The organism is Cellulomonas sp. P5_C6, from assembly GCF_054049635.1.
This window is the reverse complement of sequence record NZ_JBFULZ010000017.1, coordinates 17072-34379: the sequence shown is the minus strand read 5'-3', so window position 1 is coordinate 34379 and position 17308 is coordinate 17072. Positions and strand designations below refer to the sequence as shown.

General features: G+C 73.5%; 13 protein-coding genes. 6 read left to right on the top strand and 7 right to left on the bottom strand.

Annotated elements, in window-relative coordinates:
- Positions 1-96: 96 nt before the first annotated feature.
- Positions 97-1425, bottom strand: coding sequence for an ABC transporter substrate-binding protein (locus ACXJKG_RS03545; RefSeq protein ID WP_456844381.1), 1329 nt, complete (start codon positions 1423-1425; stop codon positions 97-99).
- A 205-nt stretch (positions 1426-1630) separates the two neighbouring features.
- On the opposite strand from ACXJKG_RS03545, the gene ACXJKG_RS03540 reads away from it, so the two are divergent.
- Complete coding sequence (locus ACXJKG_RS03540) at positions 1631-2872, top strand: ROK family protein (protein WP_456844380.1); 1242 nt, start codon at positions 1631-1633, stop codon at positions 2870-2872.
- Here the strand turns inward: ACXJKG_RS03540 and ACXJKG_RS03535 are convergent, their stop codons facing one another.
- From ACXJKG_RS03535 to ACXJKG_RS03520, 4 genes are all read right to left on the bottom strand, one after another.
- Positions 2873-4135, bottom strand: coding sequence for a maltokinase N-terminal cap-like domain-containing protein (locus tag ACXJKG_RS03535; RefSeq protein WP_456844379.1), 1263 nt, complete (start codon positions 4133-4135; stop codon positions 2873-2875).
- Positions 4132-5901: a maltose alpha-D-glucosyltransferase gene (gene treS / locus ACXJKG_RS03530; protein ID WP_456844378.1), complete on the bottom strand. Its 1770-nt coding sequence runs from the start codon at positions 5899-5901 to the stop codon at positions 4132-4134. The genes ACXJKG_RS03535 and treS overlap by 4 nt, the downstream gene beginning before the upstream one ends.
- Entirely contained in the window at positions 5898-7919 is a 2022-nt protein-coding gene (locus ACXJKG_RS03525) for an alpha-1,4-glucan--maltose-1-phosphate maltosyltransferase (protein ID WP_456844377.1), read from the bottom strand. The genes treS and ACXJKG_RS03525 overlap by 4 nt, the downstream gene beginning before the upstream one ends.
- 85 nt (positions 7920-8004) lie before the next feature.
- Entirely contained in the window at positions 8005-9651 is a 1647-nt protein-coding gene (locus ACXJKG_RS03520) for an FAD-binding dehydrogenase (RefSeq protein WP_456844376.1), read from the bottom strand.
- A gap of 52 nt (positions 9652-9703) precedes the next feature.
- Here ACXJKG_RS03520 and ACXJKG_RS03515 point away from each other — a divergent pair, with 52 nt between their 5' ends.
- A complete protein-coding gene (locus ACXJKG_RS03515; protein ID WP_456844375.1) occupies positions 9704-10162 on the top strand; it encodes a GNAT family N-acetyltransferase in 459 nt (152 codons plus the stop codon).
- Here ACXJKG_RS03515 and glgX read toward each other — a convergent pair.
- Positions 10147-12342, bottom strand: coding sequence for a glycogen debranching protein GlgX (gene glgX / locus ACXJKG_RS03510; RefSeq protein ID WP_456844374.1), 2196 nt, complete (start codon positions 12340-12342; stop codon positions 10147-10149). The two genes, ACXJKG_RS03515 and glgX, sit on opposite strands and share 16 nt — an antisense overlap.
- A 97-nt stretch (positions 12343-12439) precedes the next feature.
- Here glgX and ACXJKG_RS03505 point away from each other — a divergent pair, with 97 nt between their 5' ends.
- From ACXJKG_RS03505 to ACXJKG_RS03490, 4 genes are all read left to right on the top strand, one after another.
- The gene (locus ACXJKG_RS03505; protein ID WP_456844373.1) at positions 12440-13228 is read left to right on the top strand and encodes an electron transfer flavoprotein subunit beta/FixA family protein; all 789 of its coding nucleotides are present in this window, start codon (positions 12440-12442) and stop codon (positions 13226-13228) included.
- 23 nt (positions 13229-13251) lie between these two features.
- The gene (locus ACXJKG_RS03500) at positions 13252-14232 is read left to right on the top strand and encodes an electron transfer flavoprotein subunit alpha/FixB family protein (RefSeq protein WP_456844372.1); all 981 of its coding nucleotides are present in this window, start codon (positions 13252-13254) and stop codon (positions 14230-14232) included.
- Positions 14233-14315: 83 nt separating this feature from the next.
- Positions 14316-15785 carry an outer membrane protein assembly factor BamB family protein gene (locus ACXJKG_RS03495; protein ID WP_456844371.1) on the top strand — a complete coding sequence of 490 codons (1470 nt, stop codon included), beginning with the start codon at positions 14316-14318 and terminating at the stop codon, positions 15783-15785.
- A gap of 126 nt (positions 15786-15911) precedes the next feature.
- On the top strand, positions 15912-16292 hold the full coding sequence (locus tag ACXJKG_RS03490; RefSeq protein ID WP_456844370.1) for a PLDc N-terminal domain-containing protein: 381 nt from the start codon (positions 15912-15914) through the stop codon (positions 16290-16292).
- 3 nt (positions 16293-16295) lie between these two features.
- Here the strand turns inward: ACXJKG_RS03490 and ACXJKG_RS03485 are convergent, their stop codons facing one another.
- Positions 16296-17297, bottom strand: coding sequence for a phosphotransferase family protein (locus ACXJKG_RS03485; RefSeq protein ID WP_456844369.1), 1002 nt, complete (start codon positions 17295-17297; stop codon positions 16296-16298).
- Positions 17298-17308 lie beyond the last annotated feature (11 nt).

The window sequence follows — 17308 nt, the reverse complement described above, 5'->3', positions numbered from 1 at the left end:
AACCTTCCGGGTGGGGCGGGCCAGCTCGGGCTCCGTCGCTACGGCCGTGGCCCGGCTGGCGTAGCTGGAGGATGAGGTCGTCATGGTGCGGTGAGCTCAGGCGCCGGCGTCGGCGCGTCCCTTGGCCCACTTGGAGTTCAGGTCGTCGAAGATCTGCTCCTTGGTGCGGTCACCGGAGCGAGCGTCGTCGATGATCTGGAGGCGGTACTTCGGGTCCGTGGTGACGATGCCCGACGCGGTGTCGATGTCCGCGAACAGCGACTCCTTGCCCTCGGGGGCCGGGTTCATGGTGATGAGCTCGACACTGTCCATGAAGCTCTTGAGGGCGTCGGGGACCGGGCCGTCGGCGAGGGGTGAGAGGCCGACCTGCGACTCCGAGTAGCCCGAGTCGTGGTTGAACCAGTCGATCCACGCGCGCGCGGTCGCCTTGTTCTTCGAGTGCACGTTGATGCCGAGGTTGTAGTCACCGCCAGCCACCGTGTGGAACTTGCCGTCGACCTGCACCGGGGTGGGCATGTACGCGATGTCGGTGGGGTCGGCGCCCGCGGCCTCGGCGGCGGCCGCCATCTGCGGGATCGCCCACGACCCGAGGACCATCGTGGCGATGTCGCCGACGCCGATCTGGCGCTTGGAGCCCTCCCAGTCCGTGGTGGTCGGGTCGGCCTCGGTGAGGCCCTCGGCGACGGCGTCGAAGATGGTGCCGTCGATGACTCCGTAGTCGGAGTCGTCGGTCCACGGGGTGTCCGTCTGCGCCATCTTGTTGAGGGCGTCCGGGTCCGCGGTCACCGCCCCGCGCCAGCCGTCCCACTGCGAGAGCGTCCAGCCGTCCTTGTAGTTGGTGTAGAGCGGGGCGACCTTGGCGACGCCCTTGTCCTTGATGGCCTGCAGGTCGTCGAGGAACTCCTGCGGGGTGGTCGGGAACTCGGTGACGCCGGCCTCGTCCCACACGCGCTTGTTGTAGAGGATCCCCTGGACGTTGCCGACGACGGGGATGCCGTACGACTTGCCCTCGAAGGACTTGTCGTTGAGCCAGTTGTACTCCTTCTGCATCTCCGCCAGGTCGCCGAGCGGCTCGAAGAAGTCGCCGAAMTGGTCGGGGGTGACCGAGCCCGGGATGGCGAGGACGTCGCCGTAGTCGTCGGTGTTCATCCGGGTCTTGACGGTGCCCTCGTAGTCCTTGACGCCCTCGACCTTGACGTCGGTGACCTCGGGGTACTTCTTCTTGAACTCCTCGACGTACGTGTCGAACGTGCCGTCCTCGACCAGGTCGGTGCGCCAGGTCAGGACGTTGAGCGTGCCCGAGGGGGTGCCGTCGTCGTTGGCGTCGCCGCCGCTCCCGCCGCCCGAGCAGGCGGCCGTGAGGGCGAGCAGCGAGCTCGCGGCCGCGACCGCCACGAGACGGGTCCGTCGCTTCTGAGGGAACATCGTTGATCCTCTCGTCGTGCCGGCACCTCCGCGTGCCGACCAGGGTCTGATGAGGCAGGGCCACCCGGGGGTGGGAAGCCGTGCTCCCGTGTGGCATTCTTAGGCAAGTGAACAAAGTAAGTCAACGGGCGTGTCTCGGGAGTCCGTTGCCGTTCCCGGATCGTTATGGTGTGCGACGAGGGGGACACCCCACGGAGGAGGACGTGTGAGCGGCTCGCAGCCTGGTCTCGGCGCCGCGCACGCGAGCAGCCGGTCGGCGATCCTCGACCTCATCCGGGCCGCGGGCACGATCAGCCGCGTCGAGCTCACGCGGGCGACCGGGCTGACCGGCGCCACCATCTCCACGGTCGTGCGCCGGCTCATCGACGACGGCCTCGTGGTCGAGGTCGGCCGCGCGGAGTCGACCGGCGGCAAGCCCCGGATGCTCCTGCAGCTGGACCCCTCGGCGCGCTACGCCATCGGCGTGCACCTGGACCACGCCGGGATCACGTACGTCATCGCCAACCTGGGCGGCGCGATCGTCGCCCGGTGGCGCCGGCCCGGTGCCGGGTCCGACGACCCGCGCGAGGTGGTCGCCCGCATCGCCGCGGAGGTCCGCACCACCATCACGCGCGTCGGCGTCGACGCCACCCGGATCCTGGGCCTCGGCGTGGTCTCGCCCGGGCCGATCTCCTCGTCCACCGGCATGACGCTGACGCCGCCCGTGATGGAGGCGTGGGCCGAGTTCCCGCTCGCCGAGGCCCTCGAGGGCGCCATCGGGCTGCCCGTCCTGCTGGACAACGACGCGACCGCCGCGGCCATCGGGGAGTACTGGTCCGGCGGGATCGCGACCGGCTCCGCCTTCGCCGCGCTCTACATGGGCACCGGCATCGGCGCCGGGATCATCGTCGACGGCACGGTCTACCGCGGCTCCAGCTCCAACGCCGGCGAGGTCGGCCACATCTGCGTGGACCTCGACGGGCCGCGGTGCTGGTGCGGCAGCGTCGGGTGCGTCGAGGCGCTGGCCGGCCCCGCCGCGGTCGTCGCCGCCGCSCGCGACGCCGGGCTCGAGCTGGCGGGCCGCAACGTCGCCGAGAACTTCGGGTCGCTGGCCCGCTCCGCCAGCCGGGGCGAGGCCCTGCCCATGGAGCTGCTGCAGCGGTCGGCGCGGTACCTCGGGGTCGCCGCGCAGACGCTGGCCAACGTGCTCGACCTCGAGCTGGTGATCCTCACCGGGCCCGCGTTCGCGCTCGCGGGCTCGCTGTACCTGCCGGAGATCGAGCGCCGCCTGGGGCAGTCGTTCTTCGCGCGCGGCAGCCACGCCGTGCGGGTCACCATCTCGTCCAACGCCCCCGAGGCCGCTGCCGTCGGTGCCGCGGCACTGGTGCTGCAGAGCGAGCTCGCGCCCCGGCAGGCGGGCGTGCGGATGCCGCTGGAGCTGCCGCTCGAGGTGACCGCCGGGGCCTGATCAGCCCGCCAGGCGCTCCAGCCCGGCGATCGGGATGGGTAGCCATGACGGTCGGTTCCGCGACTCGTAGACGGCCTCGTACAGGGTCTTGTCCAGCTCGAGCGCCCGCAGCAGGGTGGCCGCGCCGGGGTCGGCCGTCGTGCCGTACCCCGCGAGCAGCCCGGCGCGCGCGGCACCCGTCCACGCGTCGGCGTCGGCCCCCGACAGTCCTCCGACGGCCGCGGCGTAGTCGATCGAGCGCAGGAGGCCGGCGACGTCGCGCAGCGCCAGGTCGGGCCGGGTGCGCTGGGCGAGGGGAGCGAGGGGCTCGCCCTCGAAGTCCATGATGAACCAGGTCTCGTGCGAGCGGAGCACCTGACCGAGGTGCAGGTCGCCGTGCACGCGCTGGCGCGGCGGGGCCGACGACAGGCTGCGCACCTCGGCGACGACGGCCGCGACCCCGTCGGCGAAGCGCACCAGGGCCGGGACCGCCGACAGCGCCCACGAGAACCGGGCGGCGACGGCGCGCGCGACCTCCTCGGGCCCCTCGCCGGCGGGGTCGACGCCGTACGCGCGGACGAGGGCGTCGTGCATCGTCGCGGTGATGGAGCCCAGCGTCTCGGCGAGCGGCGCGAACGGCTCGCCGCGCCCCGCGTACGCGCACGCCAGCTCGAAGCCGTCCTCGGCGGCGTCCACGAACGCGCTGAGCACGCCGAGGTAGCCGGTGACCGGCTCGCCGTCGTGCCCGGGCCACTCCGCCTGCAGCCAGGCCAGCGGCGCGGGMACGTGCTGCCAGCCCACGTCGACCAGGTGACGTGGGACGTCGACGTCGGGGTTCTCGCCAGGGGCGACGGCACGCAGCACCTTGAGGATGCCCGGTCGGGCGCCCGGCAGGATCACGGAGGTGTTGGACTGCTCACCGGAGACCACGCGGGCGGCGGACAGGTCGACGTCCGCGCCCGGGCCGTCGGCGGCCGCGAGCCACGCGCGCAGGAACGCCGGGTGGTCGGCCCCGTCGACGACGGCGCGACCGTCGAGGACACCGATCGCCCCCTCGACGTCGCCGTCCACGAGCACCAGCGGCACCTGCAGCACGGCGTCGATCGAGCCGGCCCGCGCCCGCACCAGCAGCACGACGACCTCGGGCGCGAGGTCCACGGAGGCGACGGCCGACAGGACGGTCGACTGTCCCTTGGCCGGGAACCAGCGCCGGGTCGGCAGCCACTCGCGCACCACGTCGAGCAGGCGCGCGTCGTCGGGTGACGTGCGGGCGGTCAGGCTCACGGCGCAGTCAGCTCCAGCCAGTAGAAGTCGCGCGACCCGAGGGTGAACGACGCGGAGCCGTCGGCGCGGACCGGCGGGAAGTCCGCCCCGCCGAACACGTCGTGAGCAGCCCAGCCCGCTCGGTCGGAGAGCGTGATCGTGGCGGCGCGGGCGGTCGAGGCCATGTTCGCCACCACCAGGATCGTCTCGTCCGCGGTGTGCCGGCAGAACGCGAGCACCGAGTCGTTGTCGGACGGCAGGACCTCGAAGCCGCCCGCACCCAGGGCGGGGTGCTGCCGGCGGACGGCGAGCATGCCGTGCACCCAGTGCAGCAGCGACGTGGGCTGCGCCAGCTGCGCCTCGACGTTGGTGTGGCTGTAGTGGTGCACCAGCGACTGGACCAGCGGGAGGTAGAGCTTGCCGGGGTCGGCGGTGGAGAACCCGGCGTTGCGGTCCGGGGTCCACTGCATCGGCGTGCGCACCGCGTCGCGGTCGGGCAGCCAGATGTTGTCGCCCATGCCGATCTCGTCGCCGTAGTACAGGCAGGGGCTGCCCGGCAGGCTCAGCAGGAGCGCGTGCGCGAGCTCGATCTCCTTGCGCGAGTTGTCCAGCAGCGGGGCCAGCCGGCGCCGGATCCCGACGTTGGCACGCATGCGCGAGTCGGGCGCGTACCAGCCGTACATCGACGCGCGCTCCTCGGTGGAGACCATCTCGAGCGTGAGCTCGTCGTGGTTGCGCAGGAACGTGCTCCACTGGGCGCCGTTGTTCGGGATCGGCGGCGTGTCGGCCAGGATGTCGACGATCTGCGTGGCCCGCTGGTCGCGGATCGAGTAGTAGATGCGCGGCATCACCGGGAAGTGGAAGCACATGTGGCACTCCGGCTCCTCCTCGGTGCCGAAGTAGTGCACGACGTCCTCGGGCCACTGGTTGGCCTCCGCCAGCATGATCCGGCCGGGGAACTCGTCGTCGATCATCCTGCGGACCTTGCGCAGGAACGCGTGCGTCTCCGGCAGGTTCTCGCAGTTGGTGCCCTCGGCCTCGAACAGGTACGGCACGGCGTCGAGGCGGAAGCCGTCCACGCCGATGCCCAGCCAGAACCGGCCCACGTCGAGCATCGCCTCGACCACGCGCGGGTTGTCGAAGTTGAGGTCCGGCTGGTGGCCRAAGAACCGGTGCCAGAAGAACTGCCGCCGGACGGGGTCGAAGGTCCAGTTGGACGTCTCGGTGTCGACGAAGATGATGCGCGCGTCCTGGTACTTCGTGTTGTCGTCGCTCCACACGTAGAAGTCCCCGTAGGGGCCCTCCGGGTCCGAGCGCGACGCCTGGAACCACGGGTGCTGGTCGCTGGTGTGGTTCATCACCAGGTCGACGACGATCCGCATGCCGCGCGCGTGCACCTGCTCGATCAGCTCGGTGAAGTCGGCCATGGTGCCGTACTGACCGGCGATCGCGGTGTAGTCGGCGACGTCGTACCCGCCGTCGCGCAGGGGGCTCGGGTAGAACGGCGGTAGCCACAGACAGTCGATGCCGAGCCACTGCAGGTAGTCGAGCCGGTCGATGAGGCCGCGCAGGTCACCGCTGCCCTGGCCCGAGGAGTCGGAGAACGTGCGGAGCATGACCTCGTAGAACACCGCGGTCCGGTACCACTCGGGGTCCGCCACCAGGCCGCCGGCCTCCGGCGCCGGGTGGGGCAGGGCCGGGTGTCGGCGGCCCGGCAGCACGATCTGCGCCGTGGTTGGCGCCGGCTCGCGGGCGTGCCGGCCCACGGGGGTGTCCGGCGTGGTCACGGCGCGACCAGGTGCACCACGTGCGCGGCGCGGATCATCGGGTCGAGCCGGACGTAGACCGACGGCCCCCACTCGTACGTCTCCTCCGACAGGACGTCGTGCGCGACCACCGGCCGGCCCGGGTCGAGGCCCAGCGCGTGCAGGTCCAGCTGGACCGAGCCCTCGCGGGTGTTCCACGGGTCGAGGTTGACGATGACGACGATGGTGTCGGCGCGTCCCGTGGGGGAGTGCTCGGCGTCGAGGTGCTTCGAGAACGCGACCAGGGCGTCGTCCGACGTCGGCAGGACCCGCAGGTTGCGCAGCTGCTGCAGGGCCGGGTGCGCGTGGCGCAGCTCGTTCAGCCGCCCCAGTAGCAGGTTGATGCCGATGGCGTCGGCCTTGGACCAGTCGCGCGGCTTGAACTCGTACTTCTCGTTGTCGATCTGCTCGTCGACGCCCGGGCGGGGCACGTCCTCGACCAGCTCGTAGCCCGAGTAGATGCCCCACGTGGGAGCCCCGAGCGCGGCGAGCACGGCCCGGACCGCGAAGCCCCGCACGCCCGTGGCCTGCAGGTACGGGGGCAGGATGTCGTGCGTCGTCGGCCAGAAGGCGGGCCGCATCCACGCGCCCTGATCACCCGAGACCTCGGCCAGGTACTCGGTGATCTCGTCCTTCGTGTTGCGCCAGGTGAAGTACGTGTACGACTGGTGGAACCCGATCTTGGCCAGGGTCTGCATCATCGCCGGCCGCGTGAACGCCTCGGACAGGAAGATGACGTCGGGGTGGTCGGCCCGCACGGACTCGAGGATCCGCGCCCAGAAGTCGAGCGGCTTGGTGTGCGGGTTGTCGACGCGGAACAGCGTCACGCCGTGGTCGATCCACACCTGCAGGACCCGTCGGATCTCGGTGTAGATGCCCTCGGGGTCGTTGTCGAAGTTCAGGGGGTAGATGTCCTGGTACTTCTTCGGCGGGTTCTCCGCGTACGCGATGGTGCCGTCCGCCCGCGTGGTGAACCACTCCGGGTGCGCCGTGACCCAGGGGTGGTCGGGCGAGCACTGCAGCGCGATGTCGATCGCGACCTCCATGCCGAGCGCGCGGGACGCGGCGACGAAGCGGTCGAAGTCGTCGAACGTGCCCAGCGTGGGCTCGATCGCGTCGTGGCCGCCCGCGGGCGAGCCGATCGCGTACGGTGAGCCCGGGTCTCCCTGGTCGGAGTAGAGCGAGTTGTTGCGACCCTTGCGGTGCGTGGCGCCGATCGGGTGCACCGGGGTCAGGTAGACGACGTCGAAGCCCATCCCCGCGATCCGCGGGAGGTCGAGCGCCGCGGTCCGCAGCGTCCCCGACACCCAGGCCCCGACCTCGGGGTCGTACCGCGCCCCCTGCGAGCGGGGGAAGATCTCGTACCAGGCGCCGGCGAGGGCGAGCGGTCGGTCCACGGTCAGCGGGTACTGCGCGGAGCGGGTCACCGCGTCGCGCAGCGGCGTCTCCGCGAGCGCCGAGTGGACCGCGGCCGACAGCCCGGCCCCGAGCCGCTCGTGCGGGCTGCGGTGCACGTCGCGCAGCGCCGCGGCGGCGTCGAGCAGCACCTGGGCCCCGGTGCTGTGCATCGCCTTCGTGCCCGTGCGGCCCGCGGCCCGCTCCAGCAGCAGCGCGCCCTCGGTGAGCATGAGCTCGACGTCCACGCCGGCCTCGACCTTGATCTCGGCGTCGTGCGCCCACGTGCCGTACGGGTCCGACCAGCCCTCGACGCGGAACGTCCAGTCCCCGACGCTCGTCGGAACCAGGCGCGCCTCGAAGCGGTCCAGACCGGGGGCGATGTCCACCATCCGGGCGCTCGCGCGGTCCACGCCGGACGGGTCCGTGAGGACGGCGGTGGCCGCCACGGCGTCGTGCCCCTCGCGGAAGACCGTCGCCCGCACGGGTACCGCTTCGCCCACCACGGCCTTGGCCGGGAACCGCCCGGCTTCGGCGACGGGGGAGACGTCCACGATCGGGATGCGCCCGACGGAGGTGCCGAGCGGCACGGAGGGAGGTGTCACGTCCCGAACCTATCCGTAGGTCCAGGTGGGAGGCATCCGGAGCGCGCCGTTCGGACGTGGCCGGTGCGGCCACGTCCGTGCCGGCCTACGCCCCCAGCGCCCGGCCCACCGTCCGGCCCGTGAACAGGCAGCCGCCCAGGAACGTCCCCTCCAGCGCGCGGTGACCGTGCACCCCGCCGCCGCCGAACCCGGAGGCCTCGCCGACCGCCCACAGGCCCGGCAGCACCTGGCCGTCGGGACGCAGCACGCGGCCCTCGAGGTCGGTGTGCAGGCCACCGAGGGTCTTGCGCGTGAGGACCGAGAGCCGGACCGCGAGCAGGGGCCCGTGCTCCGGGTCGAGCAGGCGGTGCGGCTTGGCCACCCGGATCAGCTTGTCGACGATGTACCGCCGGGCCATCGCGGTGGCCACCACCTGCAGGTCCTTGCCCAGGCCGGTCTCCACCTGCCGGTCCCGGGCGACGATCGTGCGCTCCAGCGCGTCCGCGTCGATGCGGTCGGTGCCGGACAGCGCGTTCATCTTGGCGGCCAGCTCGGCCGGGGTATCGGCCCAGAGGAACTCGTCGGACTTCTCCGCGAACGCCTCGACCGGTCCGACCGCGCCGGGCTTGACCCGCTCCAGCAGCAGCTTCATGTCCTTGCCGGTCAGGTCCGGGTTCTGCTCCGAGCCGGACAGCGCGAACTCGGAGCCGAGGATCGTCTTGTCGAGCACGAACCACGAGTGGTCGTCGCCGCGCGCGGTGATGTGCTGGAGCGCGCCGAGGGAGTCGAAGCCGGGGAACAGCGGGACGGGCAGCCGGTGGCCGTCGGCGTCGAGCCACAGGCTGCTGGGCCCGGGCAGGATCCGGATGCCGTGCTGCGACCACACCGGCGAGTGGTTGGTGATGCCCTCGGGGTAGTGCCACATGCGGTCCTCGTGGACGACCGCGGCGCCGGCCGTCTTCGCGGCGGCGATGCCCGAGCCGTCGACGTGGTCCGGGACGCCGGAGAGCATGCGCTGGGGCAGGCGGCCGGCGGACGCGGGCCACGTGGCGCGCACGAGGTCGTGGTTGGCGCCGATGCCGCCGGTGGCCACGACGACCGCGCTCGCGGTGAGCTCGAACGGCGCGACGACCTCGCGCGAGCTCGGCACGGCCCGCTCGGCCTCGTCGGGGGCCAGCACGTCGCCGCGCACGCCCGTGACCCGGCCGTCGGTGGTCACCAGGTCGGTCACCCGGTGCCGGAAGCGGACGTCGACCAGCCCGTCGCGGCGCGCGTCGAGCAGCGTCCGGACGAACGGTTCGAGGATGCCCGGCCCGGTGCCCCACGTGACGTGGAAGCGCGGGACCGAGTTGCCGTGCCCGTCGGCGAGGTAGCCGCCGCGCTCGGGCCACTGCACCAGCGGGAACCAGCGCACACCCTTCGCGTGCAGCCACGACCGCATGTCCCCGGCGGCGAAGTCGACGAAGCCCTCGGCCCACGCGCGGCCCCAGCGGTCGGACCCGTCGTCGGCGAAGTCGGCCGAGCCCAGCCAGTCGGCGAGCGCGAGCTCCGCGGAGTCCTTGACGCCGAGGCGGCGCTGCTCAGGGGTGTCGACGAGGAAGAGGCCGCCGAACGACCAGAACGCCTGGCCGCCCAGGCTCGCGGCGGGCTCGGCGTCGAGCAGCGTGACCCGGCGCCCGGAGGCGACCAGCTCGGCGGTGGCGACCAGGCCGGCCAGGCCTGCGCCGACGACCACGACATCGGAGTGCGTCATGGCCCGTACGGTACGCGTTTGGACGCGTGTCCAGAACTCTACGATCCGTGTCGTGACGTATGAGCTGAGCGACTCCCGGGACCGGCTGGACCGCGACGCGGTCTGGCGGCTGCTGTCCACCGAGGCGTACTGGGGCCGGTGGCGCAGCCGGGACGACCTCGAGCGGCAGCTCGACAGCGCCTGGCGCGTGGTCGGCGTCTACGTCGAGGCCACGGGCCAGCAGGTCGGGTTCGCGCGGGCGGTGTCCGACGGCGTCGACTTCGCCTACCTGGCCGACGTGATCGTCGACGCCGGCCACCGCGGGGACGGCCTGGGCCGACGGCTGCTGACCGCGATGATCGACGACGGCCCGGGCGCGTCGTTCCGCTGGACCCTGTTCACGCGCGACGCCCACGGCCTGTACCGCGACTACGGCTTCGACGAGCCGGGTCCGACCGCGATGGTCCGACCCAGCCGCAAYGGGGCTCAGGCCAGCACGGCTCAGGCCAGCACGGCTCAGGCCAGCACGTAGACCCGCATGCTCAGCGCCTCGACGACCGTCGCCTCGCCCGGCTCGGCGTGCAGGCCGCCCTCGATCGCCGCGGCGCGCTCCTCGGCCGGGTTCTCCCACACGGAGTCCCACGCCAGGCGCCACCGGCCGCCGTGGTCGTCGGCCAGGATGAGGTGGACGGCGTCGAGCGAGCCGTTGATGACCAGCAGCACGGTGTCGCGCTCCGGCGGCGGAGCGGTCCGGACCATCTGCAGCGTCCGGATCGACGGGTCGTGCCACCGGTCGTGGTCGAACGCCATGCCCAGCGCGTCGAACCAGGCGAGGTCCGGGCGCTTGCCGGGCACGTACGGCCGGCCCGAGTAGAACCGCTCGGTGCGCAGGGCGGGGTGCTCGCGACGCAGCAGGAGCAGCCACCGCGCCGTGGCCAGCAGGTCCTTGCGCCACGGCGACAGGTCCCAGCGCACCCACGACGTCTCGTCGTCCTGGCAGTACGCGTTGTTGTTGCCGCGCTGCGTGCGGCCCATCTCGTCGCCGGCGGTGATCATCGGCGTGCCGGCGGCGAGCACCAGGGTCGCCAGCAGGTTGCGGATCGAGCGGCGCCGCAGCGGCACGAGGTCGACGGCCGGGGAGTGCGGCTCCACCGGCCCCTCGACGCCGTGGTTCCAGGACCGGTTGTCGTCGCTGCCGTCGCGGTTCTGCTCGCCGTTGGCCGCGTTGTGCTTGTGCTCGTACGCGACCAGGTCCGCGAGCGTGAAGCCGTCGTGCGCGGTGACGTAGTTGACGGACGTGCCGGGCCCGCGGACCAGCGGCGGGTCGCTGTGCCCGAACAGGTCGACGGACCCCGCCAGACGCGTGGCCAGGTCGCGCACGCGGTGGCCGGGCAGGCCGTGCGCCGCGCGTCCGGGGTCGCCCAGCCAGAACGAGCGGGAGGCGTTGCGGAACCGGTCGTTCCACTCGGCGAACGGGATCGGGAACTGCCCGGTGCGCCAGCCGCCGGGGCCGACGTCCCAGGGCTCCGCGATGAGCTTGAGCCCGTGCAGCGMSGGCTCGACGGCCATCGCCACGAGCGCGGGGTGGTCCGGGGAGAAGCCGCCGGCGTCGCGCCCGAGCGTCACCGCCAGGTCGAACCGGAAGCCGTCGACGCCCACGACGTCCGCCCAGTACCGCAGCGAGTCCAGCGTCATGCGGACCACCTCGGCCCGGCGGAAGTCGAGGGTGTTCCCCGTGCCCGTGACGTCGGCCAGCGCGGCCGGCGCACCCCCGTCGTGCGCGTAGTACGTCGCGCTGTCGAGCCCGCGCCAGGAGATGTGCTGGCCCGGCAGGCCGCCCTCGCACGTGTGGTTGTAGACCACGTCCAGCAGGACCTCGAGGCCGGCCTCGTGCAGCGCGTGCACGGCCCCCCGCAGCTCGGCGAGCACCGCGTCGGGGCCCTGGGCCTGCGCGGCCTTCGTCGCGAACCGCGCGTGCGGGGCGAAGAAGCCGAGGGTGCTGTAGCCCCAGTAGTTGGTCAGCCCCTTCTCCACCAGGTGGGGCTCGTCGGCGAACGCGTGCACGGGGAGCAGCTCGACGGCCGTGACGCCCAGCGCGAGCAGGTGGTCGATGACCGCCGGGTGCGCGAGGCCGGCGTAGGTGCCGCGCAGGTCCTCGGGCAGCCGGTCGGCCAGCCTGGTCAGGCCCCGGACGTGCGCCTCGTACACCACGGTCTGGCTCCACGGGGTCCACGGACGGTTGGCGGCGGGGTCGGGGCCGGGCAGGTCGCGGGTGTCGACGACGACCGAGTAGGGGACGTGCCCGGCGGAGTCGCGCGGGTCCGCCGGCCCGTAGGGGTCGCCGACGAGGTCGGCGCCGACGACGTGGCCGTACGTCTGGGGCGTGTGCGCGACCTCGCCGTCCAGGCCCCGGGCGTACGGGTCGACCAGCAGCTTGGCCGGGTTGTAGCGGTGGCCCGCCGCCGGCTCCCACGGGCCGTGCGCCCGGAACCCGTACCGCTGGCCGGCGCGCACGCCGGGGACGGACGCGCTGAACACCCCGTGCACCGGGCCGTCGAGGCGGATCCGGCGCTCGTGCTCGTGGTCCGGGCCGTCGAACAGGCACAGGTCGACGCCGGTCGCGTGCGCGGCGAGGACGGCGACGTCGACGCCCTCGTCGGTGACGTGCACACCGAGGCGCGGCGCGCGGCGGCGGGGGGAAGGCTGGGTCACCCCGACATTGTGGGGGACGCAAGCCCACACGTGTCGGGTGGCAGCGCCCGGTGGACGCGTGCTCGCCGCGTCCGGGGCGGGCGGTAACGTTCCGCGGGTGAGGATCGTCGTCTGCGTGAAGCATGTCCCTGACATCCAGTCCGAGCGGGCCCTGGGCCCCGACGGTCGCGTGGTCCGCGACGGCGGGGACGGCACCATCAACGAGCTGGACGAGAACGCGCTCGAGGCCGCGCTCGCCCTCGTCGAGGCGCACGAGGGGTCCGTGGTGGCCCTGACCGTGGGTCCCGACGACGCCGCGGACGCCGTCCGGCGTGGCCTGCAGCTGGGCGCCGAGGAGGCCGTGCACGTCGTCGACGACGCCGTCGCCGGCTCGGACGTCGTCGGCACCGCGCGGGTGCTCGCCGCGGCCGTGCGGTACCTCGACGCGCAGGAGCACGTCGACCTGGTCATCACCGGCATGGCGGGCCTGGACGGGCTCACCTCGCTCCTGCCGACGGCGCTCGCGGAGCTGCTCGACCTCCCGGCGCTGCCGCTCGCCGCCGAGCTGACGGTCGAGGGCGGCACCGTGCGCGTGCGCCGCAACCTCGACCACGTCGCCGAGGTGCTCGAGGCCGCGCTGCCGGCTCTGGTGTCGGTCACGGACCAGGCGAACGAGCCCCGCTACCCCAACTTCAAGGGCATCATGGCCGCCCGCAAGAAGCCGATCACCACCCTGACGCTGGCCGACCTCGACGTCGACGCAGCCCGGGTCGGTGCCGCGGGCGCCCGCACCGAGGTGCTCGAGGCCGCCGCCCGCCCGCCCCGCGACAACCGCGTGCTGGTGCAGGACACGGGGGACGCCGGCCTCCGGCTCGCCGCGTACCTCGTCGACAACCAGCTCGTCTGACCCCCCAACGAAGGATCGCCGCCGTGACCGCTCCCGTGCTCGTGCTCGTCGACCACACCGAGGCCGGAGCCGTCCGCGCCCCCGTGCGCGAGCTCCTCACGCTCGCCCGCGGGCTGGCCGGTGACGCCGGCGTGCACGCCGCGTGGGCCGTGGACGGCGTCGAGCCGTCGGCCGACGTCGTCGCCGAGCTGGCCGCCCTGGGGGCCACGCACGTCCACCGGATCGTCGCCGACGCGGACCTGCACCTGTCCGCCGTGCTGGCGGAGGCGCTCGCGTCGGTGCTGGACGCCACGGGCGCCGACCTGCTGGTGGCCGTCTCGTCGTTCGAGAACAAGGAGGCCGCCGCGCGCCTCGCGGTGAGCACCGGCGCCGGGGTGGTCACCGACGCCGACGGGCTCGCGCTCGTCGACGGCCGGTACGTCGCCTCCAAGACGGTGTTCGCCGGGACGTGGACCACGGCCTGCGCGGTCACCGCGCCGATCGCGATCGTCACCGTCAAGCCCAACTCCGTGCAGGCCTCGACTGTGGAGGGCGTCGCACCGCAGATCGTCGAGCACGTCGTCACGGCGAGCGCCAAGGCCCGGCGTGTCACGCTGGTCGAGCGCACCGAGCGGCCCGCCAGCGGCCGGCCGGACCTGGGCAGCGCGAGCGTCGTCGTCGCCGGCGGCCGCGGCACCGAGGGGGACTTCTCGGTGGTCGAGGAGCTCGCGGACGTGCTCGGTGGCGCGGTCGGCGCCACGCGCGTGGCCACCGACGAGGGCTGGATCGGGCACGACGCCCAGATCGGCCAGACCGGCGTCACCATCGCCCCGCGGCTCTACGTCGGCGTCGGCGTCTCGGGCGCGGTCCACCACCGCGGAGGGATGCAGGCGTCGGGCACCATCGTCGCGATCAACTCCGACCCCGACGCGCCGATCTTCGAGATCGCCGACTTCGGCGTGGTGGGTGACCTGTTCACGGTGGTGCCGCAGGCCGCCGCGGAGATCCGACGACTGAAGGGCTGACGGCGACCGTCCGAGCGCGCTCCGGCTCGGCCGACCGGGGGGAGCTCGGGCCGATCGGCGGCCGGCGCGGATAGTCTCCGGCCATGGCTCGGCACGAGGGCATGCGGGAGGTCGAGCTCGACGAGCGCGAGGCCTCCGACGAGCAGCCGCCGACGCGACGGCGCCGGTCCCGCCTGTGGCTCCTGGTCCCGGTGCTGGCCGTGATCGCGCTCGCGGGCGTGCAGCTGGTGGTCGACGCGCGCGAGCGCGCGGCCGTCGCGGCGCTGGCCGCGGTGCCCGGCGTCGTCCGGCCCGTCGACGCCGACCTGCGGGTCCTGTGGGAACCGGGGCCCGGCACGCAGGCGGCGCTCCAGTCGGGGATCGCCGTCGACGGGTCGCTGATCGGCCTGCAGCAGTCGGACGACAACGCGCAGGCCCTCGTGGCCGTCGACGAGCGGACCGGGGAGCGGCGGTGGACGACGACGCTCGCCGCCGCGCACACCGTCGACCACGGTGCCGACGGCTTCACCTCGGTCGGCGGGTGCGTCCTGGAGCCGGGCGGCACGGGTCGGGTGGTCTGCCTGGTGACCGACGCCTTCCTCACCTACCGCGACACGGCGATRGTCTACGTCCMCTCCTCGACCGGCCTCCTGGTGGTGGCGGACGTGGACGACGGCTCGGTGGTCGCCGTCCGGCCGGCTCCCTCCGTCGTCGCGTTCACCGTGCTGGCCGGCCTGGCCGTGACCGCCGAGCCGGCCGCGAACGGAGCCGTCGCGGTCACCGCCGCGGACCTGGTCAGCGGTCAGCGGGAGTGGCAGACGACCGTCCCGGGCGCTCCCGTCGTGCCGGACGACAGCGGCTACGCCGACGGGTCCACGTCGATGTTCGCCACCGCCGACGGGGTGGGCGTGGTCATGCCCGGCCGGCGGATCGCCCTGCTGGACACCACCGGCCGGGTGGTCCGGACGGGCCTCGACGCGAGCCTGGGCTACGTGGCCGACCCGGCCACGGCGACGGTGGCCGCCGTCGCCGGCGACGAGCAGGGCACCCCGCGCACGACGATCGTCGGCGGCGGCCCCGACCTCGTCCTGAGCGGGCAGCAGATGCGGGTCTCGGCGGACGACGGCAGCGTGCCGGACCTCGTCCTCATGGCCGACAACGTCGTCCGCGCGTACGACCGGTCCACGGGAGCGGTGCGCTGGACGGTCCGGCACGTCCCCGCGGGCGACGCCCTCGTGCTGCGCGGCCGGGTGTACCTGAGCACGGGTGGCGGCGTCGTCGCCGTGGACGGGCGCACCGGTGAGGAGCTCTGGCGGGCGCCCGTCGGGCCGGGCCTGACGCTGGGCGGCCTGGTCACGGACGGGAGGCACCTGCTCAGCTCGCAGCAGCGGCCCGAGGGACCCGGTGACGTGACGTCGCCGGACGACTGGCCCGGGGTCGGCGTGCTCGTCGCGTACCGGTTCGACGACGGGGGAGAGGTCTGGCGCGTCGACCTGCCCGGCGGGCTCCTGGGGGCCGGGGCGGTCGGGCACACCCTGGTCGGCTGGGGATCCTCGTCCGCGGTGCTCGGCTGAGTGGTCCGTCCGGGTGATCGGCTCGGGCGCGCGGCGGATCGCCGGACAACCCGATCCACCGTTCGCTAGCGTGCGCGTCGGTCCCGGGGAGTCCGCACACCGGGGAGGGGCGCCCGAGGAGAGACCGTGATCCGCTACCTGCCGTACCTGATCGAGCTGGGCCTGCTGGTCTACTGCCTGATCGACTGCATCCAGACCGACGTCCCGCGGAACCTCTCCAAGACCACCTGGGTGTTCGTCATCATCATCATCCCGGTGGTCGGCGGGATCGCGTGGCTGGTCGCCGGGCGGCCCGAGCACCGGCCGTCCCGCAACGTGCCGTGGCCGTCGACGCAGACGGCCGGGTTCCCGGAGTACGAGCGGCCGCGTCGGTCCGGTCCGGACGACGACGACGAGTTCCTGGCCGGCATGCGTCAGTCCGACACCACCCACGAGCAGATGCTCAAGGACTGGGAGGCGCAGCTGCGCGACCGGGAGCAGAAGCTCAAGGGCGACGACAAGGCCTGAGGGTCAGGACAGCTCGCGGAGCCACCGGACCGTCGCCAGGCCCTGCGCGGCCTGGAACCGGCGCAGGTTCGGGATGCCTAGCGGTGCGGGCTGGCGGGAGTTCCACGCGAAGTAGCCGGACAGCCCGGCGAGCCCCGCCCGCAGGTCGTCGTCGGGCACGCCGTCCGAGACCGCGTGCTGCCGGAAGTTCGTCGCCGGGTCGCCGCCGCCCTGCAGCGCGACGCTGGGCAGCATGAACGCGAGGTCCAGCCACGGCGCGCCGACGCTGGCGTGCGGCCAGTCGATGAGCCAGACGCGGTGCTGGTGGTCSGGGTCGATCATSACGTTGTCGGCGCGCAGGTCCCCGTGCACGAGGGMGTCGCCGGCGCACACGCGCAGGGAGTCCTGCTCCCAGAGGACCAGCTGCTCGAGGTTCTCCAGCGCCCACCGGCCCGCGTCGCCGGCCAGCTCGGCATAGCGACCCAACGACTCGTCGTCGAGGGCGTCCAGCCGGCGCCAGCCCGTGAAGTTCTCCGCCAGCTGGTCGTCGGTGCGGGGCAGCTGGTGGCCCGGCAACGGCTCGGCGTCTGCGAGCGCTCCCAGCGCGTCGGCGACCGCGCGCAGGTCGTCGGGCTTCCACGGCAGCTCGGGGGAGCGGCCGTGCACCACCTCGAACCCGAGGATGACCCAGTCGTCGTCGTCGGACGACCACAGCAGCCGGGGAGCGGGAACCTGCGGGGGCAGGGCGTGCGAGACCCGGATCTCGGCGCGGGCCAGGTCCGGGGAGAGCGGGTTCTGCTCGGCGGAGACGGCCTTGACGAAGACACCCCGACCGTCGGCGAGCTCGAGCACGGCCGCGAAGCCGGGGCTGAAGCCGCTGGTCGCGCTGGTCTCCGCGGTGACCTGGGAGCCGGCCAGCTCGGCGATCCTGGCCCGGACCGGCCTCGGGAGGTCACGCCAGTCCAGCCGCTGGCCGCTGAAGGCGCGCGGGAGGTCGATGACGTCGTCGGCACTCACGCGGCACATCCTGCCAGGAG

Excerpts from the sequence above, each read along its gene's own strand:
- ACXJKG_RS03520 (WP_456844376.1), bottom strand. The coding sequence starts at position 9,651 with ATGACGCACTCCGATGTCGTGGTCGTCGGCGCAGGCCTGGCCGGCCTG.